Below are 23,187 nucleotides of genomic sequence, written 5' to 3' on the forward strand. Positions count from 1 at the left end.
GCCGTTGTGAATGGCTAAGCCTCGGCGATCATGGCGATCGAGACCTTCAGGCCGGGGATGCGCACCGGCAGCTTCGCCCCTTGGCGCGCCGGCGGGTCGGAGGGAAACCACCTCAGCCACTCCGCATTCACCGCTGCGAAATCCTCCTCGTCGGCGAGGATGACGGTGGCGCTCACCGCCTTGTCGAGACTGGAGCCCGCCGCCTCCAGGATCGCCTGGATGTTGCGCAGGCACTGGGCCGTCTGGGCGCCCGCGTCGCCTTCGACCAATTCGCCGGTGGCTGGATCGGCCGGCGCCGTTCCTGACACGAACACCAGGCCGGCGGCCTTTACGGCCTGGCTGTAGGTGGGCGGCGGCTTGGCGGCCTTGAGCGTGTAGACGATGTCGCGCGGCATGGTCGCTTCCCTCGCTGCGAAGCGATTACGCGGCTCTGGCGCCTGACCGTCAAGCAAGGGCGCGAGGCCGCCAGCATCGGCGGTTGACATCCAGCGCCGCCCGCCCAATAGTTCACCACATGGTGAACTATGAAACGCCCAACCTCGACCGCGTCTTCGCCGCCCTCGTCGACCCGACGCGCCGTGCGATCCTGGCGCGGCTGGAGCAGGCCGAGAGCCTGTCGATCAGCGCGCTCGCCGAGCCGTTCGCGATCAAGCTGCCGGCGGTGATGAAGCACCTGGACGTGCTGGGCGACGCCGGCCTGATCACCCGCGCCAAACACGGCCGCACGGTGGACGTGCGCCTCTCGCCCGCGCCGCTGCGCGAGGCGATGGCCTGGCTGGAGCGCTATGAGCGGTTCTGGTCGCCGGCCCTCGACCGCATGGCCGCCTACGCCGAGGCCAGAGAAGCCGAGGCCAGACAGGCCGAAGCTCAGCACGCCGAGGCGCGCGACGCCGAAAGCGGGGACCAATGACCAGCCTGACCCTCGTGCGCCGGATCGCGGCGCGGCCCGCCATCGTCTTCGACGCGGTCTCCACCGCCGAAGGGATCGCCGCCTGGTGGGGCCCGGAAGGCTCGTCGATGATCGCCGCGGAGTCCGACGCCCGCGTGGGCGGCGCCTACCGCGTGCGCTTCCGCAACGACGACGGGCAGGAGCACGAGGCCAGCGGCGAATACCTAGAAGTGGCGCCGCCGGAACGCCTGGTGATGAGCTGGCGCTGGACCCACGGCGGCGAACCCGACGAGCTCGGCCGGACCTCGCGCGTCGAGATCGATCTTCGCCCCGTCGCGGGCGGAACCGAGCTCACCTTCACCCACGCCGACCTCTGCAACGCCGCCTCCCAGGCGAGCCACGAATGGGGCTGGGGCGGCGCCCTGGACAAGCTCGTCCAGCGCTTCGCCGACGCGCCCGAAAGCTGAGAAGGGACCTACAGACGATGCCGGACTTCCTGACGACCAAGCCGCCGCGGCGGGCCCTGGCGGGACTTGGCCTCGCCGCGCTGACCCTGGCGGCCGGCGCGGCCTGGGCCCAGACGACGACGGCCGCCGCGCCCTATCCGGAACGGGCGCCACTCGCGCAGTACCGCATGGCCCCGGCCGACGAGATCGCGCTGGCCCGCAGCGCCGCCCCGCCAGCGATCGCCAGCCACGCCGAGGTGATGATCCTGGGGGACCGGGGCTATGAAACCGCCGTGAAGGGCGACAACGGCTTCGTCTGCCTGGTGGAGCGGGCCTGGGCCAGCGGCTTCGCCGATCCGGGGTTCTGGAACCCGAAGATGCGCGGCCCGATCTGCTACAACGCCGCCGCGGCGCGCACTGTGCTGCCCACCGATTTCCTGCGCACGGGATGGGTGCTGGCCGGCGTGTCCCGCACGGAGATGGCCGAGCGCACCAAGGCCGCCGTCGCCGCCCATAAGATCGCCGCCCCGGAGCCCGGCGCCATGAGCTACATGCTGTCCAAGCAGGGCTACCTGAACGACCGCGCCGGCCACTGGCATCCGCACCTGATGTTCTTCCTGCCCCGGATGGCCACGGCGCAGTGGGGCGTCGACCAGGCCGGCGACGTGGTTTCCGGCGACGACAGCAGCCTGGAGCCGCTCACCGTCTTCTACGTCCCGGTGCCCAAGTGGTCCGACGGCACGCCGGCGATGGAGATGTAACTGAGGAACCTCACCCGCGAGCGGGGGAGGTTCCTTGGTCTACGCCGGCTGCTTCGCCGGTTGTTGCGAGCCCGCCATGGGTGCGCGGTTCAGGTCGAAGAACTTCGGGGCCATCTTCGGCACGGCTTCCGACAGGATCGTCGCCACCGTCCAGCTTTCGCCCTCCGGCTTGGTGCAGGTCTCGATCGGCCGGGGCTGCGAGTAGAGGATGATGTTCTCGCCCGACGAGCCGAAAATCTGGCCGGAGACGCTGGCCGCGGCGGGGCTGACCATGGCCACCGAGAAGCGGGCCGGCTGGTCGGCGCGGATCTTCTCGGCCATCACCGCGCGCCGCGCCGCCGCCGCCTCGTCCTTGATCGGCACGGACTGGGTCATCCGCGTCCAGGCCACCGGCGCCAGGCAGTTGGAGCGCACGTTGTTGCGCGCGCCTTCCATGGCGATGATCCGCGAGAGGCCGGCGATGCCCATCTTGGCCGCGCCGTAGTTGGCCTGGCCGATGTTGCCGAACAGGCCGCTGGTCGAGGTGAAGAACATGTAGGCGCCGTCGTTCTGCTCGCGGAACAGCTCGATGGTGGCGCGCGCCACGTTGAAGCTGCCGCGCATGTGCACGTCGATGACCCGGTCCCAGTCGTCCTCGCTCATCTTGTGGAACATCACGTCGCGCAGGATGCCGGCCGGATTGATCACCGCATGCAGGCCGCCGAAGGTGTCGCGCGCCTGCTCGACCATGCCCTGCACGGCCTTCAGGCTGGTGACGCTCTCGGAGTTGGAGACCGCCTCGCCGCCCGCGGCGCGGATCTCGGCGGCGACCGTCTCGGCCGGGCCCGCGGAGCCTTCGTCGTCACCCTTGAGGCCGGCGCCCAGGTCGTTGACCACCACCTTCGCGCCCTCCTGGGCCGCGATCAGGGCGCAGTCGCGTCCGATGCCGTTGCCGCCGCCTGTAACCAGGACAACTTTTCCATCCAATGCGCCCATGACGTATCTCCCTTATTTTCAATGGGCCGACAGTTATTCGAGGCGGTCGGCCTTGCGCAAGGCGGGAAACAGCGCCGCCCAGAGGCCGGTGACGGCCAGGGCGCCGACCCCGCCGAACAGGGCCGCGCCGATGGGCCCCAGGAACCGCGCCACCACCCCGCTCTCGAACTCGCCGAGCTCGTTGGAGGCGCCGATGAACACCGAGGAGACCGCCGCCACCCGCCCGCGCATCGGGTCGGGCGTCACCAGCTGCACCAGGGTCTGGCGGACGTAGACACTCAGCATGTCGGCGCCGCCCAGCACGGCCAGCGCCGCCACCGACAGCCACAGGACCTTGGAGAGGGCGAAGACGCAGGTGGCCGCCCCGAAGGTCGCCACGCCCGCGAACATGAAGAGCCCGGCCTTCTTGCGGATCGGCCGCGCGGCCAGCAGCAGGGCCACCACCGTCGCCCCGATCGCCGGGCCGGAACGCAGCACGCCGAAGCCTTGCGCCCCGATGTGCAGGACGTCGCGGGCGAACACCGGCAGGAGCGCGGTCGCCCCGCCCAGCAGCACGGCGAAGAGGTCCAGGCTGATCGCCCCGAAGACGATCTTCTGGTTCCAGACGTAGGCCAGGCCCTCCTTCACCAGCTGCCAGCGCGACCCCGGATTGACCACCGGCTGGCCGCTCTTGCGGATGATGACCGTGCAGAAGGCCGCGACGCCGTAGAGGACGAAGGTGGTGAAGTAGGCGTAGGCCGGCGACCGGGCCACCAGGAGGCCACCCGCCGCCGGGCCGATGATCGAGGCGGTCTGCCACGCCAACGAATTCCAGGCGATGGCGCGGGGCAGCAGCGGGCGTGGCACCAGCATGGGACCAAGCGCCGTGTTGGCCGGGTTGAAGAAGGCCCTCGCCGCCCCGAACAACGCGCCCACGATCAACAGCATCGGGACCGAGGCGCGGCCCTGCCAGGTTGCGACCGCCAGGGTCAGCACCGTGGCGATCTCGCCGGCGTAGCAGAACAGGAGGACCTTCTTGCGGTCGTAGCGGTCGGCGGTCTCGCCCGCCGGCAGGGTCAACAGGAAAACCGGGATGAAGGCCGAGAGCCCGATCATCCCCACGAGGAAGGCGCTTTCGGAGACCGAATGGGTCTGGCGGGCGATGGCGTACATCTGCCAGCCCATGGCCACGCTCTGGATCTGGGCGGCGAAGGCCCCGGTCCAGCGCGACACCCAGAAGGCCAGGTAGTCGCGCTCCTTCAGAAGCGCGCGGGCCGAGGGCACGGTGTCGGGCGAGGGCTCGGCCATGCGGGCTTCCTGCCCAAACTCCCGCCCGCCCGCAACGCCGCAATGGACATGAGGCGCGCCGCTGTGACCGCCTCGGCGTTGACCTGGGGACGTTGAGGCCCTATTTGCGCCGGCCTCGACCCTGGGTGGGTCTCATTGAGCTGATCTCCGATGCGACGCTTTCGACGACCCCAGCGCCCGCAAGGCGCCCGTTGATCCGCCGCCGGACGCGCCGCCGCGCGTTCGGGCTTTCGCCGTCCCATCAGTCGAAGCCCTAACCCCCGATGATCCTCCAAGCCTCCGCGCCGGCCCCGGCGCTCGCCCTGCAGCCTGAACGGCCGGAAGACCGGCCCCTGGTCGACGCCCTTATCGCGCGCGCCTTCGGCCCCGGCCGTTACGCCAAGTCCTCCGAGCGGGTGCGCGAGTTCGCCGCCTTCGCCCCGGAGCTGTCGGTCTGCGCCTGGAGCGGCACGCGGCTCCTCGGCTGCGCGCGGATGTGGCGGGTGCGGGTGGGCGAGACCCCGGTCACCTTCCTCGGCCCCTTCGCCGTGGAGCAGGGCGAGCGCAACGCCGGCTTCGGCGCGCGCCTGGTCGCCCGGGCCAGCGAGGCCGCCGCCGCGGCGGGCGAGACCCACGTGGTGCTGGTGGGCGACGAGGCCTACTTCAGCCGGGTCGGCTTCTCCCGCGCCGCCGGCAGCGCGGTGACCCTGCCGGGCCCGGTGGATCCCCGGCGCGTGCTGGTCCGCGCGCTGACCCCCGGCGCCGTCGCGCTCGCAGGCCCGATCCGCCCGCTCTGAGTTCGCTTGAGGCGGCCGGCGGGCGCGCCTACCTTCCTGGCATGGCGGATCAGCCGAAGACGGCCGGGCTCGAAGGCGTGATCGCGGCGGCGAAGCAGGCGCCGGGCCGTGGCCTGCCGCCCGTCCACCTTTGGAACCCGCCCCACTGCGGCGAGATCGACATCGTTATCCGCAAGGACGGCGTCTGGTTCCACGAGGGCACGCCCATCGGCCGCGAGGCCCTGGTGCGGCTGTTCTCCACCGTCCTGCGCAAGGACCCAGACGGCATCCATCTGATCACCCCCGTCGAGAAGATGAAGATCACGGTGGAGGACGCCCCCTTCATCGCCGTCCGCGTCGACCGGGTGGGCGAGGCCCTGCGCTTCCTGACCAATGTCGGCGACGCGGTGGAAGCCGGCCCGGACAACGCCATCCGCGTGGAGATGGGCGAGGGCGGCGAGCCCCGGCCCTATCTGCACGTCCGCCGCGGCCTCGAAGCCCTGATCGCCCGGCCGGTGTTCTACGAGCTGGTGGAGTTGGCCGAGGAGCGCGAGACGCCAGACGGCCCGACCCTGGGCGTCGCCTCCAACGGCGCCTGGTATCCGGTGGGACCGGCCCGGGCGCACCGGTTGTGAGCTTGAAGGGCGGGCGCGGCGACCTGCGCGACTGGATCGCCCAGCGGCTGGACCCGCTGGAGGCGCACGATCCAGCCGGCCCGCGCGAGGTCCGCTCCGACTTCGACCTCTCCAAGGCCTATGGCCCCGACGAGGTCGACCTGCCGCTGACGCCCGCCGCCGTGCTGATCGGCCTGGTCGAGCGCGACGCAGGCCTGTCGGTGATCCTGACCCGCCGCGCCGACACGCTTCGCCGTCACACCGGCCAGATCGCCCTGCCCGGCGGCCGGCGCGAGCCCGGCGAGACGCCCTGGCGCACGGCGCTGCGCGAAGCCCACGAGGAGATCGGCCTGGAGCCGGCGTTCGTCCAGCCGGTGGGCCTGTCGACGCCCTACCGCACCGGCACCGGCTTCCTGATCACGCCGGTGGTGGGCTTCGTCCGCCATGGCTTTGTGCTGGAGGCCAATCCTGAAGAGGTGGCGGAGATCTTCGAGACGCCCTTCGGCTTCCTGATGGACCCCGCTAACCTGGAGGAACACGAGCGCGCCCTGCCGAACGGCGAGCTGCGCCGCTTCTACGCCTACACCCACGAGGACCGGTTCATCTGGGGCGCCACGGCCGGCATGCTGCGGGCGCTCTACGACCGGCTCTATGGCGCCGCCGTTGCCTGAGAGCGCGCTTGCCCGCCTGGCCCTGATGGCCGTCCCCTTCATCGTCTGGTTCGCCTGGCGGGCCTGGGCGAGGCATACGGGCCGCGAGATGGGGGCCACGCCCTGGCCCTGGCTGTTCGCCGCCGGCGCGGCCCTGGCCGGCCTGTCGCTGATCGCCGCCGCCGTCCTGCACCCCGACAACCGGCGCGAGACCTATGTCCCGGCCCAGGCCGCGCCGGACGGCTCGGTGCATGAGGGCTACTTCGCGCCGCACCCGGCTTCGCCTAAGACACCGCCGAGATGAGCGAGACCCTAGGCCTGCGTCCCTGGATGACCGCCCCCGCCACGGCGGCGGTGCTCGACGCCCTGGAGGCGGCGGGCGGGGCCGACTGCGCCCGCTTCGTCGGCGGCTGCGTGCGCAACAGCCTGATCGGCCAGCCGATCAGCGACATCGACATCGCCACGCGCCTGACGCCCGACGAGGTGACCCGCGCCCTGGACGCCGCCGGCCTGCGCGCCGTGCCCACCGGCGTCGAGCACGGCACCGTCACCGCCCTCAGCGGCGGCAAGCCCTTCGAGGTCACCACCCTGCGCCGCGACGTGAGCACCGACGGCCGCCGCGCCGTAGTGGCCTTCACCGACGATTGGGCCGAGGACGCCCAGCGGCGCGACTTCACCCTCAACAGCCTCTACGCCCGGCGCGACGGGACGCTCTACGACCCCACCGGCCACGGCATCGCCGACGCGCGGGCCGGCCGCATCGTCTTCGTGGGCGAGGCCGAGCAGCGCGTGCGGGAGGACTTCCTGCGCATCCTGCGCTTCTTCCGCTTCTTCGCCTGGTACGGCGCCGGCCCCGCCGACGCCGCGGCCCTGGCCGCCTGCGAGGACCTGCGCGGCCACCTGAAGGCCCTCTCCGCTGAACGCGTCTCCAAGGAGCTCCTGAAGCTGCTGGCCGCCCCCGATCCGCGCGCGTCCGTCGCCCTGATGGCCCGCGCCGGCGTCCTGGGCGAGGTCATGCCCGCGCCCATCGACCTGGCGCGCTTCGAGGGGCTGGTGGCCATCGAGGAGGACCAGCTCTTCGAGACCGAGCCCTTGCTGCGCCTGGCCGCCCTGCTGCCCGACGACCAGGTCGGCGCCGTCAAGTTCGCCGAGGCCCTGCGCCTCTCCAACGCCGACCGCGACCGCCTGGCCGCGGCGCTGGCGCCCAGCCCCGCCCTCAAGAGCTGGATGAGCCCGCGCGAGATCCGCCGGATGGTCTACCGCCTGGGCGCCCAGCCGTTCCGCGACCGCGCCAAGCTGGCCTGGGCGCGGGCCAACCGCACCGCGACCACGCCCCAGTGGCGCGGGATGATCGCCCTGGGCGAAGGCTGGAGCCCGCCTGCCTTCCCGCTCACCGGCGAGGACGTCATCGCCGCCGGCGCGCCCAAGGGCCCGATTGTCGGCCAGGTGCTGCGCGAGGTGGAGGACTGGTGGGTCGACCATGACTTCCTCGACGACAAGATGTCGACCATCGAGAAGCTGAAATCCGTGGTGCAGGGGATGGCGTTCTGATGAAGCTCGGCATCCTGGAAACCGGCCGCCCGCCCCGGCCCTGCATCCCGACCTATGGCACCTATGCGGACATGTTCCGCGGCCTGCTCGGCCCGGACGCCTACGACTGGCGGGTCTTCAACGCCGAGGCGGGCGAACTGCCCGACAGCCCCGCGGCCTGCGACGCCTATCTGATCACCGGCGGGGCGGCGGGCGCCTACGATCCCCTGCCCTGGATCGCGCCCTTCGAGGACTTCCTGCGCGCGGCGAAGGGCCAGGCGGCGCTGGTCGGCGTCTGCCTTGGCCACCAGCTCATGGCCCAGGCCTTCGGCGGCAAGGTGATCAAGTCGCCTAAGGGCTGGGGCGTCGGCGAGAACGAATACCGGGTGGAACGCCGCGAGCCATGGATGGGCGCGGACGTCCCCGCCACGATCCGCCTGCCCGCCTCGCACCAGGACCAGGTGGTGGAGAAGCCGCCGGGCGCCGAGGTCTGGGCCGCCAGCGACTTCACGCCCTTTGCGGGCCTCGTCTGGCCGGACGACCGCGCCCTCTCCGTCCAGCCGCACCCGGAGTTCGCTCCGGCCTACGCCATCGATCTGATCGAGCACCGCCGCGAGGCGGTCTATCCCGCTGAGCAGGCCGACCGCGCCATCGCGAGCTATTCCGCCGCCGACGACCGCGCGCGGGTGGGCGGCTGGATCAAGGCGTTCCTGACGGGGGCGGCTTAGCACCCCTCAACGTCCTCCTCCCACAAGGGGAGGAGGAACACGAAATCGTAGCCGCGCCGCCCGCAACCCAAAGCCCCCTCCAACGGTTTCCCGGCGACAGCCCCCGGGTATCGCCATGGCGCCTTTAAAACTTCTGATCGTGCTGAGCAGCGGCGCGGCCGCGCTCGCCCTGGGCCTGGGCGCCCAGTTTCAGGCGCAGGGCCCCGGCCTCATGGCCCTGATCGCCAACGCCTGGAGCGCTTTGACCTAGCTCCACGCCACCAGCGGCGGCATGGAAGACAGGATCGTCTCGATGTTGCCGCCGGCCTTCAGGCCGAACATGGTGCCGCGGTCGTAGAGCAGGTTGAACTCCACATAGCGCCCGCGGCGGACCAGCTGTTCGGCCCGCTCGTCCTCGCCCCAGGGCTCGTCCATTCGGTGGCGCACGATCTTCGGATAGACCGCCAGGAAAGCTTCGCCCACCGCGCGGGTGAACGCGAAGTCGCGCTCGAAATCGCCGGTGTCGAGCCGGTCGTAGAAGATGCCGCCCACCCCGCGCGTCTCGCCCCGGTGCGGCAGGTAGAAGTACTCGTCGCACCAGGCCTTGAACTTCAGATACCAATCCGGGTCGAAGGGGTCGCAGGCGTCCTGCATGGCCTTGTGGAACAGGACCGCGTCGTCGGCTTCCTGGCTGCGCTGCTCGGCCAGCATGGGCGTCAGGTCCGCACCGCCGCCGAACCAGCTCTCCGCCGTCGACAGGAAGCGGGTGTTCATGTGCACGGTGGGCACGCGCGGGCTGCGCGGATGGACGATCAGGCTGATCGAGGCCGAGACGTAGGAGGGGTCCTGCTCCGCGCCCGGCATGGTCTTGGCCATCTCCGGCGAGAAACGCGCCATGGCCGCCGAGGTGTGGACGCCGGCCTTCTCGAACAGCCGGCCGCGGAAATGCCCGCCGATCCCGCCGCCGACCCCGGTCTCCCGCGTCCAGGGGCGCAGGTCGAAGCGGCCGGGCGGATCGGGATAGAGCTCCTCCGGCGCCTCGTCCTCCAGCCGCTCCAACTCGGCGATGATGCGGGTCTGCAGGCCCTCGAACCAGGCCTTGGCGCGGTCGCGGCGGGCGAGGATTTCGGGCGGCAGGGTGATGGGCTCGGTCGACATGGCTGTTTGCTAGACTGAGGGCGCCCCCGTTGGAAAGGCATTGATCTGGCGCAAAGCCTCGGACAGCGCGATCGCGGCGCTCACCGTGAGGTTCAGGGAGCGGGCGCCGGGCGCCAGGGGAATGAACAGCCGCCGATCGGCCGCCGCATGCACCTCGCTCGGCGCGCCGGCGCTTTCGCGGCCGAACAGGAGGGTGTCGCCGGGCAAAAATTCGAAGCCGTGCAGGGGCTCCGCGCCCCTGGTGGTGAAGAGGATCAGCCGGCCCTCCGCCCGCTGTGGCGCGGCCAGGAATTCCGACCACGACGCATGGCGGGTGAGGTCGGCGAGGGCGCCGTAATCCATGGCCGCGCGGCGCACGCCGGCGTCCGACAAGGGGAAGCCGCAGGGCTCGATCACGTCCACCGGAGTCGCCAGACAAGCCCCCAGCCTAAGTGCGGCGCCGAGGTTTTGCGGAATGTCCGGTTGAAAAAGGGCCAAACGCATTCTAAGCGATCCGCGACGGGTTTAGGCCGGGCTGAGCGACGAATCACGAAAGCGACCTTGCGCCTCCTCGGGGGCGTTTCTGGCGAGCGTTTCGGATAGGTGCGTTCTCTGCTGGCCTGCCGTGATTTTTAGGCCCTTACCAGAGCCTCTGGTTGGGTCCAAAGACGACGAAGGTCCTGATGTCCTCAGGACCTCGCAACGAAGGGTAGCTTTAGGTGGCCGACACCGTCGCGGGCGCAAGTCCCGATCCGCATGTTTCGGGTGATGATCCGAACCGTCGCGACTTTATCCACATCGCCGCCGGCGTGGCCGCGGTGGGCCTGGTCGGCGGTCTCGCCTGGCCGTTCATCGACCAGATGAACCCGGCCGGCGACACGCTCGCGCTGGCCTCCATCGAGTTCGACCTCTCCAAGGTCGTCGAGGGCCAGCAGGTGGTGGTGAAGTGGCGCGGCAAGCCGCTGTTCGTCCGCTACCGCACGGCCAAGGAAATCGAGGCGGCGATCAAGGACGACCACGCCGACCTGCGCGACCCGGCCACCGACGAGAGCCGCCACAAGCCCGGCAAGGCCCAGTACCTGGTCCTGATCGGCGTCTGCACCCATCTGGGCTGCGTGCCGAACTTCCGCCAGGGCGAGTACGGCGGCTGGCTCTGCCCGTGCCACGGCTCGGTCTACGACACCTCGGGCCGCATTCGTAAGGGCCCCGCCCCGCTGAACCTGGCGGTGCCAGACTACAGCTTCCTCTCCGACACCAAGATCAAGGTGGGCTGACGGATGAGCGGACATTCGACCTACGAGCCGAAAACCGGCTTCGAGCGCTGGCTCGACACGCGGCTGCCGATCATCCGGTTCGCCAACGACACCATCGTCACCTTCCCGACCCCGAAGAACCTCAACTACTGGTGGACCTTCGGCGGCGTGCTGGCGATGATGCTGGGCGTGCAGATCGTCACGGGCATCATCCTGGCGATGCATTACGTCCCGCATGTGGATTACGCCTTCAACTCCGTCGAGCGGATCATGCGCGACGTGAACTACGGCTGGCTGATCCGCTACACCCACGCCAACGGCGCCTCGATGTTCTTCCTGGCGGTCTACATCCACATGTTCCGCAACCTCTACTACGGCTCCTACAAGGCGCCGCGCGAGGTGCTGTGGATCCTGGGCTGCGTCATCTACCTCCTGATGGTGATGACCGGCTTCTTTGGCTACGTCCTGCCCTGGGGCCAGATGAGCTTCCACGGGGCGGTGGTGATCACCAACCTCCTGGGCGCCTTCCCGGTGGTCGGCAACGCCATCACCACCTGGCTGTGGGGCGGCTTCGCGGTGGACGATCCCACGCTGAACCGCTTCTTCTCGCTGCACTACCTGCTGCCGTTCGTGATCGCCGGCGTCGTCGGCCTGCACATCTGGGCGCTGCACGTGCCGGGGAACAACAACCCGACCGGCGTGAACGTGAAGTCCGAGACGGACACCGTGCCCTTCCACCCGTACTACACGGTGAAGGACGGCTTCGCGATGTCGCTGTTCCTGATCATGTACGCGGTGTTCGTGTTCTATATGCCCAACGTGCTGGGCGACGCGATCAACTACGTGCCAGCCAACCCGCTGCAGACGCCGCAGCACATCGTGCCCGAATGGTACCTCCTGCCGTTCTACGCGATCCTGCGGGCGCTCCCGAACAAGCTGATGGGCGTGCTGGCGATGTTCGGCGCCATCGCGACCCTGTTTGTGCTGCCGTGGCTGGACACCTCGAAGGTGCGCTCCATGCGCTACCGCCCGACCGCCCGGCTCTACTATTTCATCTTCATCTTCGCCTGCCTGGTGCTGGGCCTCTGCGGCGCCCACGCCCCGGACGACATGGTGATCCCGCGGGTCTCGGGCCTGCAGCTGCTGGACTCCAACATCAACAGCTACACTTGGCTGTCGCGGATCGGCGCTCTCTACTACTTCGCCTACTTCTGGGTGATCACGCCCTTGCTGGGGCTGACTGAGACGCCCCTGCCGGTGCCGGAGTCGATCTCCTCGCCGGTCCTGTCGCATCCCGCCTCCGCGCCGGCCGGCGCGACGGCGTCGCCTGAAAAGAGGGGTTGAGCTTGATGCTGCGCAAAGGTTTCGCGGTCGCGGCGCTCGGGCTCGCTGTCCTGGCCGGCTCCCTGGCGGGCCAGGCGTCCGCCGCCACCACCAACGCCGAACCGAAGGAGCTCGCCTGGAGCTTCGACGGCCCGTTCGGCAAGTTCGACAAAGCCCAGCTGCAACGGGGCTACAAGGTCTATCGGGAGGTCTGTTCGGCCTGCCACTCGATGAACCTGATGTACTTCCGCAACCTGGGCCAGAAGGGCGGGCCGTTCTACGACCCGAAGTACCCGAACCCGAACGACAACCCGGTGGTGAAGTCCCTGGCCCATGACATCCAGGTCAAGGACATCGACACCGACACGGGCGATCCGATCTCCCGGCCCGCCATGCCGGCCGATAAGTTCCCGGCGCCGTTCCCCAACGAATACGCCGCCCGCGCCTCCAACGGCGGCAGCCTGCCGCCCGACTTGTCGGTGATGGCCAAGGCCCGCGAAGGCGGCCCGAACTACATCTATTCGCTGCTGAGCGGCTTCAAGACCCCGCCGGCCGGCCTGACGATGCCGGCGGGCAAATACTACAACCCCTACTATCCGGGGGACCTGACGGGGAACTGGAGCGGCCCGGCGGACAAGGTTCCGGAAGGCGGCTCCATCGGCATGCCGCCGCCGCTCACCGACGGCAAGGTCACCTTCGACGACGGCTCGCCCAACAAGATCGCCGACGAGGCCCGCGACGTCGCCGCCTTCCTGACCTGGGCCTCCGAGCCCAAGATGGAGGAGCGCAAGTCCTTCGGCTTCGGCGCCATGATCTACCTGCTGATCTTCTCCGGCCTGCTCTATGCGAGCTACCGCAAGATCTGGAAGAACGTCGCCCACTAGGCGGCCTCCTCTCCCCGGAGCGTAAGCGACAGAGGGGGAGGATCAAGGAGAGGGTAGGCCGCGCCGCTGGTCCTCTCCCTGCCCTCTCCCTCTCGCTTCGCGAGGGAGAGGAAATCAGATCAGGGCCTCGGCTTACGCCGGGGCCCTTCTCGTTTGGGGGTGTCCGCCGCGGGCGCCATCAGGAGTTCGCCGCGCGGGAAGTCGAAGCGCAGGCGGTAGCGGGCCAGGACCGGCGTGCCGATCTGGCCAGCGAGGCCGGGATCCTCGGCCTTCACCAGGCCCGCCGGCAGGTTCTCCCAGAGCACGCCCGCCAACGACAGCGCCCGCAGCTTCGGCCTGAGCACGCCGTAGGGGTAGAGCTCCTTTGGCTTGGCCGCGCCCGGCGCGTGGGCGAGCGTGTCGCTAAACCGGATCGCTGTGTCGGCCCCGATGGCTGGGGCGAAGGCGCCGGAGAAGGCGCGCGGCCCGTCGGCGACGCTGGCGCCGACCACCGGCCGCCCGGCGACCCAGGTCATGGGCAGGCGCGCCCTGGCCCGGAATGGCGGGGCCTTGCCGGGCGCGCTCAGCCGGATGCGGCAGGGCTGGAAGCTCACATCCAGCACATAGTCCTTCAGCACGTCGGCCCCGATGACGCCCGAGACCACGGTCGGCAGGGCCCCGGTCCTGAGGTCGAGGGTCTCGACCGTCGCGGTCTTGCGCCGGGCCAGCACGCCCGCCAGCCAGACCTCGCCCGAGAGCCTGGTGTCCCAGATGCCCACGGCTTGCGCCTCGCTGTCGGCGAGCACGGTCTGCGGCGTGGCGGTGTCCAGCACGAAGTCGCCGATGACCCCCATCACCTCGCCGCTCACCACCACGACATTGTTCTCGAACCAGCACGGCGCGGCGCCCGCCTGGGCCGCGCCGGCGGTCGCGGCGAGGGCCGCTGCAGTCAGGGCGAGGCGAGTCGCGGGACGGATCACGGCCCAGCATAGCCTCAAGCCCCGGCCCTCGGCGACGCCGCGCCTTACGCCTGCCCCATGCCGCGCCTAACATTGCCCCATGGGCTTCATCCCCGCCTGGCGGAACTTCAAACGGATGCAGGATCTGACGGTCGCGGCCGCCTGCCTGATCTATGCCGCCGCCGCCATCAATGCGCTGGGCCGCCTGCCGGGCGGGCCGGCCATGGTCGCCCGCTGGACCCTGCTCTGGCCCGCCGCCTACCTCGGCTTCTCGCTCGCCCTGCCGCTCTTGATCGCCCCGGTGAAGCGCTGGCTCGCCAAGTATGTCTGGATGAGCTTCCAGGCGGGGTTCGGCCAGACGCCGGCCTCGGTGGTGGTGGGCGTGGCCCTGCTGCTCGGCGCGGGCCTGTTCATCTGGGAAGAGGTCAACCGCGCCGCCCGCGCCGGCCAGGTGGGCGCCAATGTCTTCTCCGCCTATGCCGCCGGCATCGGCATCCTGGCCGCCCAGGCCATCCTGGTCCGCTTCCTGGAGCAGACGCCGGAGGTGCGCGACCGGATCGTCGAGCGGACCTGATCCCGCGGCCCGGCGCTCGACGACCGCCGGCCATTCGCCTGGGAAGCGAGTAAATCTCCAATAAAATCAGATACATTGCCTATATAGGCAATAGCCGGCCCCGCTCGTCGACGCCTAGGGTTGCGAACGATCATCGGATGCCGGGGCAGAACCGCCGCGGCGAGACGCTGCTGGGGAACGACCATGAAGCCATTGACCAAGCTGATGTCCGGCGTCGCCGTGACGATGTCCTTGATGAGCGCCCAGGCGGCGCACGCCCTGACCGCGACGCTGTCGGCGCAGTATTTCGAACTCGCGGTCACCGACGTCGACACCGGCGCCTTCACCACGCCCACCGGGATCGGAAACACGCTGGGGTTCGATGGCATGCCCACCGCCACCGGCGGCGTGAACGACATCAGTCACGGGGTCCTCACCTGGTGGGACCCGTCGCTCAACAGCGACGTGCATTCCACCGGCGGCGGCACGATCTCGCTGCCCTATTCCAGCAACATGTATGCGCCGAACAGCACCGGCTCGAACGACTCCGCCGTCTACGAAACAGCCATCTTCAAGGGGAACTTCAGTCTCGCCTCGGCGGGCACGGTGGACTTCGAGCTGGGCTCGGACGACGACTCCTTCATCTACGTGGATGGGACGCTGTTCGGCGACAATCCCGGCGTCCACGGCGTGACCAACGTCGATTTCACCTCGCCGATGCTGTCCGCCGGCTCCCACACCATCGAGGTGTTCTATGCCGACCGCGACCACACCGGGGCCTTCCTGTCCTTGACCCTCGGAGCGGACTCGACGGGCGTGGTGATCGCGCCGCCGCCGGCCGGCGGGGTGCCGGAGCCCGCGACCTGGGCCCTGATGATCGTTGGCTTCGGCGGCGTGGGCGCGCTCCTGCGCTCGCGGCGGAGGCTTACGGCGGTCGCCGCCTGAAGGGACGGCGCCGGAGGTAGACGCGGCGGCCGCCTTCGGGCGGCTAGACCTTGATCGACTGCGTCGAGGTCGGTGACGAACCGGGCTCACCGCCGCCCGCCGGGTCAAGGGAAAAGCTCGTGTTGAAGTAGGCGGACACCAAGCCGTTGTCCCCGGTGAACTGCTGCTGATCGGAGTAGGAGGACGCGGCGACCTGGCCGTTCGGGCTGCCCGCCTGGGCCAGCGTCAGGAAGTTCTGCAGGGAGTCGGCGAAGGAGGCCTGGCCCATGTTGGCGACCATGTTCTCTTCGCTCTGGACCTGAGCCGGAGAGAACGGGTCCATCTGGCCGTTGGGCGATATCGTGCCGACCGCGATCAGCGAGCCGGACTGGGTGTTTCCCGAAAGCTGGTCGCCGCCGCCGTCGTCGACGGTGAAGCTGAAGTCGCCGCCGCTCTGATACTTGTTCAGCGCGGCGCTTCCGAGCGCCTGCAGCTGCGGCGACATGCCGGCCGACGATCCCACCTGCATATGACTCTCCCCCACGATTCCGGGGTGGCGCTGCAAGAGCTGCGCCACCAAAAAAGCCAGCTGGGCCAAAGCCTTGGATTGTCCAGACGGCAGGATTTGCCGGACCCCCGCGGAAGACTTTGCCGGCGGCCCGACCCATGGCTCAGCTTCGCATGAGACGCACGTTCCTCGCATCCTCCGCACGTTCCTCGCAGCCTGGGTGCAAGCGTTTGCGGCTGTTCCACAATCAGCGCTCCTTCCCGGCCACACCGGGTCCCCAGGGGGCTCGAGACCTGGGAGCCACCGGAATGCGCGTTACCTCCGCCACCCTTCTTCTCGCCGCGGCCTCTGCGTCGGCCGCGGCGCTCGTCGCTCAGCCCGCGGCCGCTACGACCGCGATCAGTGGCGACCTCAACATCGTCGCCAACGCCTACACCCACAGCGGCCCGACTGTGACCAGCATGGACAGCCAGAGCTGGACGAGCCTGCCGGCGACCCTCAACGTCGCCGCCAACGCCGTGGCCAACGCCGGCATTTACGAAGACCACAACGAGCGGGTGTCGGCCTTCGGGACCGCCCAGGCGACCTGGGCGTCGGCCAATTCGGGGGCGGTGAACTTCACCAACTACGGCTGGAACTTCAACGTGAAGGACGACGCACCGCTCAGCAGCGGGGCCGACGTCGACTACAACCGTCCGGGCAGCGGCTCCGACTGGACCTACGCCTTCCAGGCCACCGCCAACGGCGTGTTCCAGATGACCTATAACGTCACCGCGACGGGAACGACGGAAGGCCTGTTCGGCTGGGCTATCGACTTCAACGGCGTCTCCGTCGGTCCGGACCTCACCACCTCGCAGTTCGCCGGCGACCCGACGACCTCCGGCGTGGTGACCGAGACCCTGACGAAGGGCCAATTCTACTACGTCGCCCTCGACGGCAATCCCAACATCGAGGGCTGCTGTTCCCGAGAATTCTCAGGCTCGATGGACGGGGCTTTCGACTGGCAGATCACCAGCGGCGGTGTGCCGGAGCCGGCGAGCTGGGCCCTGATGATCGTGGGTTTCGGCGGCCTGGGCGCGGTCCTGCGCGCGCGCAGGACTCTGGCGGCGGTCGCGGCCTGAGGGGACGGTCCGCCTAGCTCTCCCCGCGCACCCCGCTGTTCCGGCTGAAATGCGCCAGGGTCCGCAGCTTCGCCAGCCGCGCCGAGTCCTCGTGGAAGCCGTTCGGCGCCACGAAGGCGTGGCCGGCCTCGTACATGTAGACGGGCAGCTCCGGGTGCGCCGCGCGGATCGCCTCGACCGCGTCCGGCGGGATCAGTTCGTCCGTCTTGCCCAGGTGTAGGATGGTCGGGACCGCGGGCGCGGGCTGCAGGTGGTCGACGATCTGGCCGCCGTAGAAGGACGCCACCGCCGCGATCCCGTGGCAGCGCTGGGCCGCCAGCCAGGCCGTCGTGCCGCCGAAGCAGAAGCCCATGACGAACACCGGCCCCTCCAGCGCGTCGATGGCCGCCTGAACCGCATCCAGCACATCGGCGCCCCAGTGCGTCGCCTCGGCGAAGCCCATCTGCCGCGCCATCAGCGCCGGTTCGGAATTGGCGTCGGCGAACCCGCGCTGGAAGCGACCGAACAGGCTGGGGACCAGGACCTCGTAACCGATGTCCGCATAGTCGCCGGCCAGTTCGCGCAGGTGCGGCGTCACCCCCCAGATGGCGTGCAGGACGACCAGCCCGCCGCGCCGCGCCTCGCGCGCCGGCTCGTGGAAGGCCTCGTACGCGAAGCGGTCCCCATCCCCTTCAAGGGGCGCGCTCGTCAGGCGAAGGATCTCGCCCACCTGCGGCTCAAGCCTTGTCGAACAGCTCGAGGGTCCGGTGGCGCGCCAGGTCGGCGGCCTCGGCGTTGTAGCGCTCGGGGCTCTCGTTGTTGAAGCCGTGGCCGGCGCCCTCGTAGATATAGACCGGGACCTTCGGATGGTGCTGCGCCACTGCGGCGGCGACCTCGTCGGCGGGGATGTGGCCGTCGGTGCGGCCCAGGTGGACGATGGCCGGGCACTTCAGCGGCAGCGCCGCATTGGCCTGCACCATGCTGCCGTAATAGCTCGACGCCGCCGCCAGGCCCTCCACCTTGGCGGCCGCCAGCCAGGCCAGCGATCCGCCGTAGCAATAGCCCACCACGCAGACCTTCGAGCCCCGCGTGCGCAGGAAGGCCGCGCAGGCGGCGATGTCGCCCAGGGCCTGCTCCATCGGCGTGGCCATCAGGTGGGCGACGCCGGCCTTCATGCCCGCCTCGTCGTGAAGGGCGATGAAGCCCGGATCGCGGCGGTCGAACATCGAGGGCGCGATGGCCTCATAGCCCATCTTGGCCCAGCGATCGACGTCGGCGCGGACGTGCTGGTCGATGCCGAAGATCTCCTGGATCACGATCACCCCGCCCTTGCGCGGCGTGAACGACGGCTCGTGATAGGCTGAGAACTCGAAGCCATCCGCGCCCGCGATCTTGATCGTCTCGGCCACCTGCAATCTCCCCTGGTAAGCTGCCGGCGCTGGCGTTCGCCCAGCGCCGGCCGGTTGTCAATATGCGGGAGACATACAACCTATAAGTGCCGATTCGACCATCTGATAGTTGTGCAAAAGCGGTGCTGCGTCAGGTCCTTCAGGCCGCCTGGTGCGCAACCTTGGCCCCGACCAGCTGCCGGGCGGTGAGTGGCTGTTGCAGTCGCCCCTGGCCCGCTCGCTGGCGCGCAGCCTGACGCCCCGCATCCGGGTCTAGCGGGCGCGCCTAGACGTTGAAGCGGAAGTTCATCACGTCGCCGTCGCGGACGACGTACTCCTTGCCTTCCTGGCGCAGCTTGCCAGCGTCGCGGGCGCCCGCCTCGCCCTTCAGGCGGACGTAGTCGTCATAGGCGATCGTCTCGGCACGGATGAAACCCTTCTCGAAGTCGGTGTGGATGACTCCAGCGGCCTGCGGGGCGGTGTCGCCCTTGTGGATCGTCCAGGCCCGCGCCTCCTTCGGCCCGGCGGTGAAATAGGTCTGCAGGCCCAAGAGGTGATAGGCCTCGCGGATCAGTTTGTTCAGGCCGGGTTCGGCGAGGCCCAGGGTCTCCAGGAACTCCTGCCGCTCGCCGGCGTCGAGCATGGCGATCTCGCTCTCGATCTGGGCGGAGATCGCCACCGTGTCGGCGCCGTCGCGCTTGGCCCGCTCGGCCACGGCGCGGGACATGTCGTTGCCCTCCGCCGCCGAGGCCTCGTCGACATTGGCCACATAGAGCGCGGGCTTGGAGGTCAGCAGCTGCAGCATCCGCCAGGCCTTCTCGTCCTCCGCGGCGACGACAGCCTTGCGGGCCGGGCGGCCCTCCTTCAGCTCGGCCAGCGCCAGGTTGACCAGCTTGAGCGTCAGCGCGCTCTCCTTATCGCCGGCCTTGGCGCGCTTCTCCAGGTTGACCACCCGCTTTTCCAGGCTTTCGAGGTCGGCCAGCATCAGCTCGATCTCGATGGTCTCCAGGTCGGCGATCGGGTCGACCTTGCCTTCCACGTGGGTGATGTCGTCGTCCTCGAAGCAGCGGGCGACGAAGGCCACCGCGTCGCAGTCGCGGATGTTGGCCAGGAACTGGTTGCCAAGGCCCTCGCCCTTCGAGGCGCCGCGCACCAGGCCGGCCACGTCCACGAAGTTGATCCGCGCCGGGATGATCTCCTTGGAGCCGGCGATCTCCGCCAGCTTATCCAGACGCGGCTCCGGCACGGCCACGTCGCCGGTGTTCGGCTCGATGGTGCAGAACGGATAGTTCGCGGCCTGGGCCGACGCAGTCTGGGTCAGCGCGTTGAACAGGGTCGACTTGCCCACGTTGGGCAGGCCGACGATGGCGACTTTCAGGGCCATGGCGTCTTTCGGAGGTCGTTCGGATCGAAGAGGCGGACGGTCGGGCGACCTAGCACAGCGCGCGGGTCGGGCCTAGGCTCGTGGGCAAGAGCCGCGTCGGCGATCCGCCGCGCGCCAGGCTCAAAGAAACGGGCGGGGACGACATGAGCAAGGGATGGAAGGCGGCCGTCGCGGCTGTGCTGGCGGGCTTGAGCCTGGGGCTGGCGCAGCCCGCGCTGGCCGCGGCGGCGCAACCGCAGACGAAGCTGATCACCGGCCCGGGCTCGCCCTTCCTGGGGCTGGGCGCCTTCGACCTGAAGGCGCTGGGCTATGTGGTCGAGGAGTACATCGTCTCCGGGACCGCGACGTCCTACAAGCTGACCGGCGAGCCCACCGCCGACGGCGCCTGGACCGCCAGGCCTGCCGACACCGCGCCCTACGCCACCCGCATCGTGGTGGTCCGCCCGGCGGATCCGAAAAGGTTCAGCGGCACGGTCGCGGTCGAATGGCTGAACGTCACCGGCGGCCTCGATGCCGGCCCGGACTGGACCTACAGCCACCGCGAGATGCTGCGCGCCGGCATGGCCTACGTCGGCGTCTCGGCCCAGAAGGTGGGCGTCGAGGGCGGCCAGGGCATCGCCGGGCCCGGCATGCCGCTGAAGAAGGTCAACCCGACGCGCTATGGCGGGCTCGTCCACCCCGGCGACAACTTCTCCTTCGACATCTTCTCCCAGGCCGGCCAGGCGGTGAAGACCGGCCAGGTGATGGGCCCGCTGAAGCCGCTGCACGTGCTCGCCACCGGCGAATCCCAGTCGGCGGTGTTCATGACCACCTACGTCGACGCCATCGACCCCATCGCCCGCGTCTACGACGGCTTCTACATCCACTCCCGTTTCGGAGGCGCGCCGCCGCCGGAGACCGCCTCCATGCGGACGGGGCCGAACACCCGCGGGGCGCAGGGCGTCAAGATGCGGCCCGACCTGCGCGTGCCGGTCATGACGCTGATCTCCGAGACCGACCTGATCGGCTCGGGCCTATCGGGCTTCTGGGCGGCCCAACAGCCGGACAACGACAAGCTCCGCATCTGGGAGATGCCGGGGACGTCCCACGTGGACAACTACATGTTCTTCGTCGGCAACTACGACGACGGCTCCGCGCCCATCGCCAAGCTCGCCGAGGCCTGGAAGCCGAACGACGCCCTGTTCGGCGCCAAGATGGCCCACCCGATCAATTCCGGGCCGCAGCACCACTATGTGGCCATGGCCGCGCTCGCGGGGCTCGACCGCTGGGTGCGCACCGGCCGCGCCCCGCCCAAGGCCCCGCGCCTGGAGCTCGCCATGTCCGACACCGCCGGCCAGGCGCCCAAGCTGGTGTTGGACGAGGAGGGCGAGGCCAAGGGCGGCATCCGCACCCCCTGGGTGGACGCCCCCACCGCCAAGCTCTCCGGCGCCGGCAACTCGGGCGGCCCGTACGGCTTCCTGGTCGGCTCGACGATACCGTTCGACGCGCCAACGCTGGCCAGGCTCTATCCGGGCGGCAAGGCCGACTATCTGAAGAGGTTCGACGCCTCGCTGTCGAACGCCGTGAAGGGCGGCTTCATCCTGCCCGCCGACCAGGCGGAGATCCGCGCCCTCGCCGCGGCGGGCTGGCCGGGGGCCTGAGGCGCGGGCGGGCTGGGCTATCGCGGCCGCCTAGCCCGCCGCCTTGCGGCTGCGGTGGGCCGCGACCTTGGCGCGGTTGCCGCACACGCCCATGCTGCACCAGCGCCGCGCGCGGCCGCGCGTGTGGTCGGCGAAGATCAGCGTGCAGTTGTGGCCCTCGCACGCCTTCACCTGGGCGAAGTCCTCCTCGACCACCACCCGGGCCATCGCCTCGCCGATCGGCAGCAGCAGGGCCTCCGGCGACCGCCAGCGGCGGGTCGTCTCGAAGACGAGGTGGCCATCGTCGTGATCATGGCCGTGGCCGTGCAGCACGAGCCGGCCGTAGGCCTCGTCGCGCGCCAGCAACCGGTTGAGCGGGCCGAGCTCGGCCAGCGCCTGCGCCCCAAGCGGACGGCCCATGTGGCCGCGCACGAAGCCCCGGAACCATTCGCGCAGGTCGCGCGCCTGGTCGGCCACGCGGTCCAGCTCGCCGGGCAGCGCCCGCGGAACGATCTCGTCCAGCGCCTCGACCGGCGCAAGACTGGCCTGCTTCAGCCAGTCCACGAGGCCGCGGCCATCATCGATCCAGTCGACGGGCGTGTCGACCGGCGTGGCGATCGAGTTCAGGAAATCGAGGCCCCGCGTGTCGGCGATGAACATGGCGGGCGGGTTCGATGGCACAGCGGTTCGCTCCAGGCAGCTTCACAATCATCAAGTAACCCCTAAAATGCCAGTTGACAAGTTACACACCGAGGCGTAACCCCTCCGGACAACGCAGACAGGTTTCCGAAAAGACGAAACCCGGACGACGGAGGACCGCGATATGGACACCGAACCTCTCACAGTCGTGCTCGCCCACGGGGCCTGGGCCGATGGCTCGAGCTGGGCGCGGGTGATCGAGCGGCTGCGCGAGAAGGGCCAACGGGCCGTCGCCGCGCCCCTGCCCCTGACCACCTTCGCCGACGACGTCGCCGCGCTCGACCGCACGGTCGCGCGGGCCGCGGGTCCGGTCGTTCTGGTGGGCCACGCCTATGCCGGCGCCGTCGTCGGCGCGAGCCGCTCGGAGCGCATCAAGGCGCTGGTCTATGTAGCGGCCCTGGCGCCCGACGAGGGTGAGACGGTCGCCGACGTCTTCTACCGCGGCGCGCCGCATCCCCTGGCGCCGAAGCTGGCGCCCGACGCCGACGGCCTGATCTGGCTCCCCGAAGAGGCGTTCGCGGGCGCCTTCGCCCCGCAGGCCTCGGAGAGCGACCAAGCCGTCTTCGCCGCCGTGCAGCGGCCGGTCTCGCCTGCCTGCATCACGGTTCCGATCGGCCGGCCGCGCTGGCGGGACACGCCGAGCTGGTTCCTGGTGGCCGAGGAGGACCGGATGATCCTCGCGGCGAACCAGAGGTTCATGGCCGAGCGCATGGGCGCGCGGACTGTCGCCCATCCCGTCGACCACACCCCGCTGGCGGCGCATCCCGACCTGGTGGCGCAGGTGATCCTCGACGCCGTCCACGCCTGACCGCCCGACACCCTACAGTACAGCTTATTCCGGTTACGACCGGTCCACCCTCAAA

The 23,187-nt window shown here is 69.9% G+C and carries 29 protein-coding genes; 18 read left to right on the forward strand and 11 right to left on the reverse strand.

Annotated elements, in window-relative coordinates; all coding sequences use genetic code 11:
* Positions 1 to 14: 14 nt before the first annotated feature.
* Positions 15 to 395, reverse strand: coding sequence for a Rid family hydrolase (locus tag E8A49_RS02240; RefSeq protein ID WP_293375909.1), 381 nt, complete (start codon positions 393 to 395; stop codon positions 15 to 17).
* 119 nt (positions 396 to 514) lie between these two features.
* Here E8A49_RS02240 and E8A49_RS02245 point away from each other — a divergent pair, with 119 nt between their 5' ends.
* From E8A49_RS02245 to E8A49_RS02255, 3 genes are read left to right on the forward strand one after another with little or no spacing between them, the layout of a single operon-like run.
* The gene (locus E8A49_RS02245) at positions 515 to 910 is read left to right on the forward strand and encodes a metalloregulator ArsR/SmtB family transcription factor (RefSeq protein WP_293375911.1); all 396 of its coding nucleotides are present in this window, start codon (positions 515 to 517) and stop codon (positions 908 to 910) included.
* Complete coding sequence (locus E8A49_RS02250; RefSeq protein ID WP_293375913.1) at positions 907 to 1,356, forward strand: SRPBCC domain-containing protein; 450 nt, start codon at positions 907 to 909, stop codon at positions 1,354 to 1,356. The genes E8A49_RS02245 and E8A49_RS02250 overlap by 4 nt, the downstream gene beginning before the upstream one ends.
* Positions 1,357 to 1,373: 17 nt before the next feature.
* On the forward strand, positions 1,374 to 2,096 hold the full coding sequence (locus E8A49_RS02255; RefSeq protein WP_293375915.1) for a hypothetical protein: 723 nt from the start codon (positions 1,374 to 1,376) through the stop codon (positions 2,094 to 2,096).
* A 39-nt stretch (positions 2,097 to 2,135) separates the two neighbouring features.
* On the opposite strand, the gene E8A49_RS02260 is transcribed toward E8A49_RS02255, so the two are convergent.
* Both E8A49_RS02260 and E8A49_RS02265 read right to left on the reverse strand, forming a co-directional pair.
* Positions 2,136 to 3,071 carry an SDR family NAD(P)-dependent oxidoreductase gene (locus tag E8A49_RS02260; RefSeq protein WP_293375917.1) on the reverse strand — a complete coding sequence of 312 codons (936 nt, stop codon included), beginning with the start codon at positions 3,069 to 3,071 and terminating at the stop codon, positions 2,136 to 2,138.
* 33 nt (positions 3,072 to 3,104) lie between these two features.
* Positions 3,105 to 4,358 (reverse strand): MFS transporter, encoded by a 1,254-nt coding sequence (locus E8A49_RS02265; protein WP_293375919.1) that lies wholly within the window; start codon positions 4,356 to 4,358, stop codon positions 3,105 to 3,107.
* 263 nt (positions 4,359 to 4,621) lie between these two features.
* On the opposite strand from E8A49_RS02265, the gene E8A49_RS02270 reads away from it, so the two are divergent.
* From E8A49_RS02270 to E8A49_RS02300, 7 genes are all read left to right on the forward strand, one after another.
* Positions 4,622 to 5,134 carry a GNAT family N-acetyltransferase gene (locus tag E8A49_RS02270; protein ID WP_293375921.1) on the forward strand — a complete coding sequence of 171 codons (513 nt, stop codon included), beginning with the start codon at positions 4,622 to 4,624 and terminating at the stop codon, positions 5,132 to 5,134.
* Positions 5,135 to 5,175: 41 nt separating this feature from the next.
* The gene (locus E8A49_RS02275; protein WP_293375923.1) at positions 5,176 to 5,748 is read left to right on the forward strand and encodes a DUF1285 domain-containing protein; all 573 of its coding nucleotides are present in this window, start codon (positions 5,176 to 5,178) and stop codon (positions 5,746 to 5,748) included.
* Positions 5,745 to 6,398 (forward strand): CoA pyrophosphatase, encoded by a 654-nt coding sequence (locus tag E8A49_RS02280; RefSeq protein WP_366928773.1) that lies wholly within the window; start codon positions 5,745 to 5,747, stop codon positions 6,396 to 6,398. The genes E8A49_RS02275 and E8A49_RS02280 overlap by 4 nt, the downstream gene beginning before the upstream one ends.
* Positions 6,391 to 6,681, forward strand: coding sequence for a hypothetical protein (locus E8A49_RS02285; RefSeq protein WP_293375925.1), 291 nt, complete (start codon positions 6,391 to 6,393; stop codon positions 6,679 to 6,681). Before E8A49_RS02280 ends, E8A49_RS02285 begins: the two co-directional genes overlap by 8 nt.
* Positions 6,678 to 7,928 carry a CCA tRNA nucleotidyltransferase gene (locus tag E8A49_RS02290; RefSeq protein ID WP_293375927.1) on the forward strand — a complete coding sequence of 417 codons (1,251 nt, stop codon included), beginning with the start codon at positions 6,678 to 6,680 and terminating at the stop codon, positions 7,926 to 7,928. The genes E8A49_RS02285 and E8A49_RS02290 overlap by 4 nt, the downstream gene beginning before the upstream one ends.
* On the forward strand, positions 7,928 to 8,635 hold the full coding sequence (locus E8A49_RS02295; protein ID WP_293375929.1) for a type 1 glutamine amidotransferase: 708 nt from the start codon (positions 7,928 to 7,930) through the stop codon (positions 8,633 to 8,635). Before E8A49_RS02290 ends, E8A49_RS02295 begins: the two co-directional genes overlap by 1 nt.
* A gap of 115 nt (positions 8,636 to 8,750) precedes the next feature.
* Entirely contained in the window at positions 8,751 to 8,885 is a 135-nt protein-coding gene (locus tag E8A49_RS02300) for a hypothetical protein (protein ID WP_293375931.1), read from the forward strand.
* Here E8A49_RS02300 and hemF read toward each other — a convergent pair.
* Both hemF and E8A49_RS02310 read right to left on the reverse strand, forming a co-directional pair.
* Positions 8,882 to 9,757, reverse strand: a complete 876-nt coding sequence (hemF, locus tag E8A49_RS02305) for an oxygen-dependent coproporphyrinogen oxidase (protein WP_293376259.1) — start codon at positions 9,755 to 9,757, stop codon at positions 8,882 to 8,884. The two genes, E8A49_RS02300 and hemF, sit on opposite strands and share 4 nt — an antisense overlap.
* A gap of 24 nt (positions 9,758 to 9,781) precedes the next feature.
* Entirely contained in the window at positions 9,782 to 10,255 is a 474-nt protein-coding gene (locus tag E8A49_RS02310; RefSeq protein ID WP_293375933.1) for a tRNA (cytidine(34)-2'-O)-methyltransferase, read from the reverse strand.
* A 215-nt stretch (positions 10,256 to 10,470) separates the two neighbouring features.
* Between E8A49_RS02310 and petA the strand changes: the two genes are divergently transcribed.
* The 3 genes from petA to E8A49_RS02325 are packed head-to-tail and all read left to right on the forward strand — an operon-like array spanning position 10,471 to position 13,211.
* The gene (petA, locus tag E8A49_RS02315; protein WP_293375935.1) at positions 10,471 to 11,025 is read left to right on the forward strand and encodes a ubiquinol-cytochrome c reductase iron-sulfur subunit; all 555 of its coding nucleotides are present in this window, start codon (positions 10,471 to 10,473) and stop codon (positions 11,023 to 11,025) included.
* 3 nt (positions 11,026 to 11,028) lie between these two features.
* On the forward strand, positions 11,029 to 12,348 hold the full coding sequence (locus tag E8A49_RS02320) for a cytochrome b/b6 (protein ID WP_293375937.1): 1,320 nt from the start codon (positions 11,029 to 11,031) through the stop codon (positions 12,346 to 12,348).
* Positions 12,349 to 12,353: 5 nt separating this feature from the next.
* Positions 12,354 to 13,211, forward strand: coding sequence for a cytochrome c1 (locus tag E8A49_RS02325; RefSeq protein WP_293375939.1), 858 nt, complete (start codon positions 12,354 to 12,356; stop codon positions 13,209 to 13,211).
* A gap of 119 nt (positions 13,212 to 13,330) precedes the next feature.
* On the opposite strand, the gene E8A49_RS02330 is transcribed toward E8A49_RS02325, so the two are convergent.
* Entirely contained in the window at positions 13,331 to 14,170 is an 840-nt protein-coding gene (locus E8A49_RS02330; protein WP_293375941.1) for a hypothetical protein, read from the reverse strand.
* A gap of 79 nt (positions 14,171 to 14,249) precedes the next feature.
* Here E8A49_RS02330 and E8A49_RS02335 point away from each other — a divergent pair, with 79 nt between their 5' ends.
* Together E8A49_RS02335 and E8A49_RS02340 are read left to right on the forward strand one after the other, a co-directional pair.
* Positions 14,250 to 14,723 carry a hypothetical protein gene (locus E8A49_RS02335; protein WP_293375943.1) on the forward strand — a complete coding sequence of 158 codons (474 nt, stop codon included), beginning with the start codon at positions 14,250 to 14,252 and terminating at the stop codon, positions 14,721 to 14,723.
* A 183-nt stretch (positions 14,724 to 14,906) separates the two neighbouring features.
* Positions 14,907 to 15,647 carry a PEPxxWA-CTERM sorting domain-containing protein gene (locus E8A49_RS02340; RefSeq protein ID WP_293375945.1) on the forward strand — a complete coding sequence of 247 codons (741 nt, stop codon included), beginning with the start codon at positions 14,907 to 14,909 and terminating at the stop codon, positions 15,645 to 15,647.
* A gap of 43 nt (positions 15,648 to 15,690) precedes the next feature.
* On the opposite strand, the gene E8A49_RS02345 is transcribed toward E8A49_RS02340, so the two are convergent.
* A complete protein-coding gene (locus tag E8A49_RS02345) occupies positions 15,691 to 16,155 on the reverse strand; it encodes a hypothetical protein (RefSeq protein WP_293375947.1) in 465 nt (154 codons plus the stop codon).
* A gap of 287 nt (positions 16,156 to 16,442) precedes the next feature.
* Here E8A49_RS02345 and E8A49_RS02350 point away from each other — a divergent pair, with 287 nt between their 5' ends.
* On the forward strand, positions 16,443 to 17,255 hold the full coding sequence (locus E8A49_RS02350) for a PEPxxWA-CTERM sorting domain-containing protein (RefSeq protein ID WP_293375949.1): 813 nt from the start codon (positions 16,443 to 16,445) through the stop codon (positions 17,253 to 17,255).
* A 13-nt stretch (positions 17,256 to 17,268) separates the two neighbouring features.
* On the opposite strand, the gene E8A49_RS02355 is transcribed toward E8A49_RS02350, so the two are convergent.
* From E8A49_RS02355 to ychF, 3 genes are all read right to left on the reverse strand, one after another.
* The gene (locus E8A49_RS02355) at positions 17,269 to 17,964 is read right to left on the reverse strand and encodes a dienelactone hydrolase family protein (RefSeq protein ID WP_366928774.1); all 696 of its coding nucleotides are present in this window, start codon (positions 17,962 to 17,964) and stop codon (positions 17,269 to 17,271) included.
* A gap of 7 nt (positions 17,965 to 17,971) precedes the next feature.
* Positions 17,972 to 18,643 (reverse strand): dienelactone hydrolase family protein, encoded by a 672-nt coding sequence (locus tag E8A49_RS02360; RefSeq protein ID WP_293375951.1) that lies wholly within the window; start codon positions 18,641 to 18,643, stop codon positions 17,972 to 17,974.
* A 265-nt stretch (positions 18,644 to 18,908) separates the two neighbouring features.
* Positions 18,909 to 20,006, reverse strand: a complete 1,098-nt coding sequence (gene ychF, locus E8A49_RS02365; RefSeq protein WP_293375953.1) for a redox-regulated ATPase YchF — start codon at positions 20,004 to 20,006, stop codon at positions 18,909 to 18,911.
* 143 nt (positions 20,007 to 20,149) lie between these two features.
* On the opposite strand from ychF, the gene E8A49_RS02370 reads away from it, so the two are divergent.
* Positions 20,150 to 21,646, forward strand: coding sequence for an alpha/beta hydrolase domain-containing protein (locus E8A49_RS02370; protein ID WP_293375955.1), 1,497 nt, complete (start codon positions 20,150 to 20,152; stop codon positions 21,644 to 21,646).
* A 30-nt stretch (positions 21,647 to 21,676) separates the two neighbouring features.
* On the opposite strand, the gene E8A49_RS02375 is transcribed toward E8A49_RS02370, so the two are convergent.
* A complete protein-coding gene (locus E8A49_RS02375; protein ID WP_293375957.1) occupies positions 21,677 to 22,306 on the reverse strand; it encodes an ABATE domain-containing protein in 630 nt (209 codons plus the stop codon).
* Positions 22,307 to 22,448: 142 nt separating this feature from the next.
* Between E8A49_RS02375 and E8A49_RS02380 the strand changes: the two genes are divergently transcribed.
* Positions 22,449 to 23,132, forward strand: coding sequence for an alpha/beta hydrolase (locus E8A49_RS02380; RefSeq protein ID WP_293375959.1), 684 nt, complete (start codon positions 22,449 to 22,451; stop codon positions 23,130 to 23,132).
* The last annotated feature ends 55 nt before the right edge of the window (positions 23,133 to 23,187 follow it).

This window comes from Phenylobacterium sp., from assembly GCF_004799515.1.
Classification (GTDB): Bacteria; Pseudomonadota; Alphaproteobacteria; order Caulobacterales; family Caulobacteraceae; genus Phenylobacterium.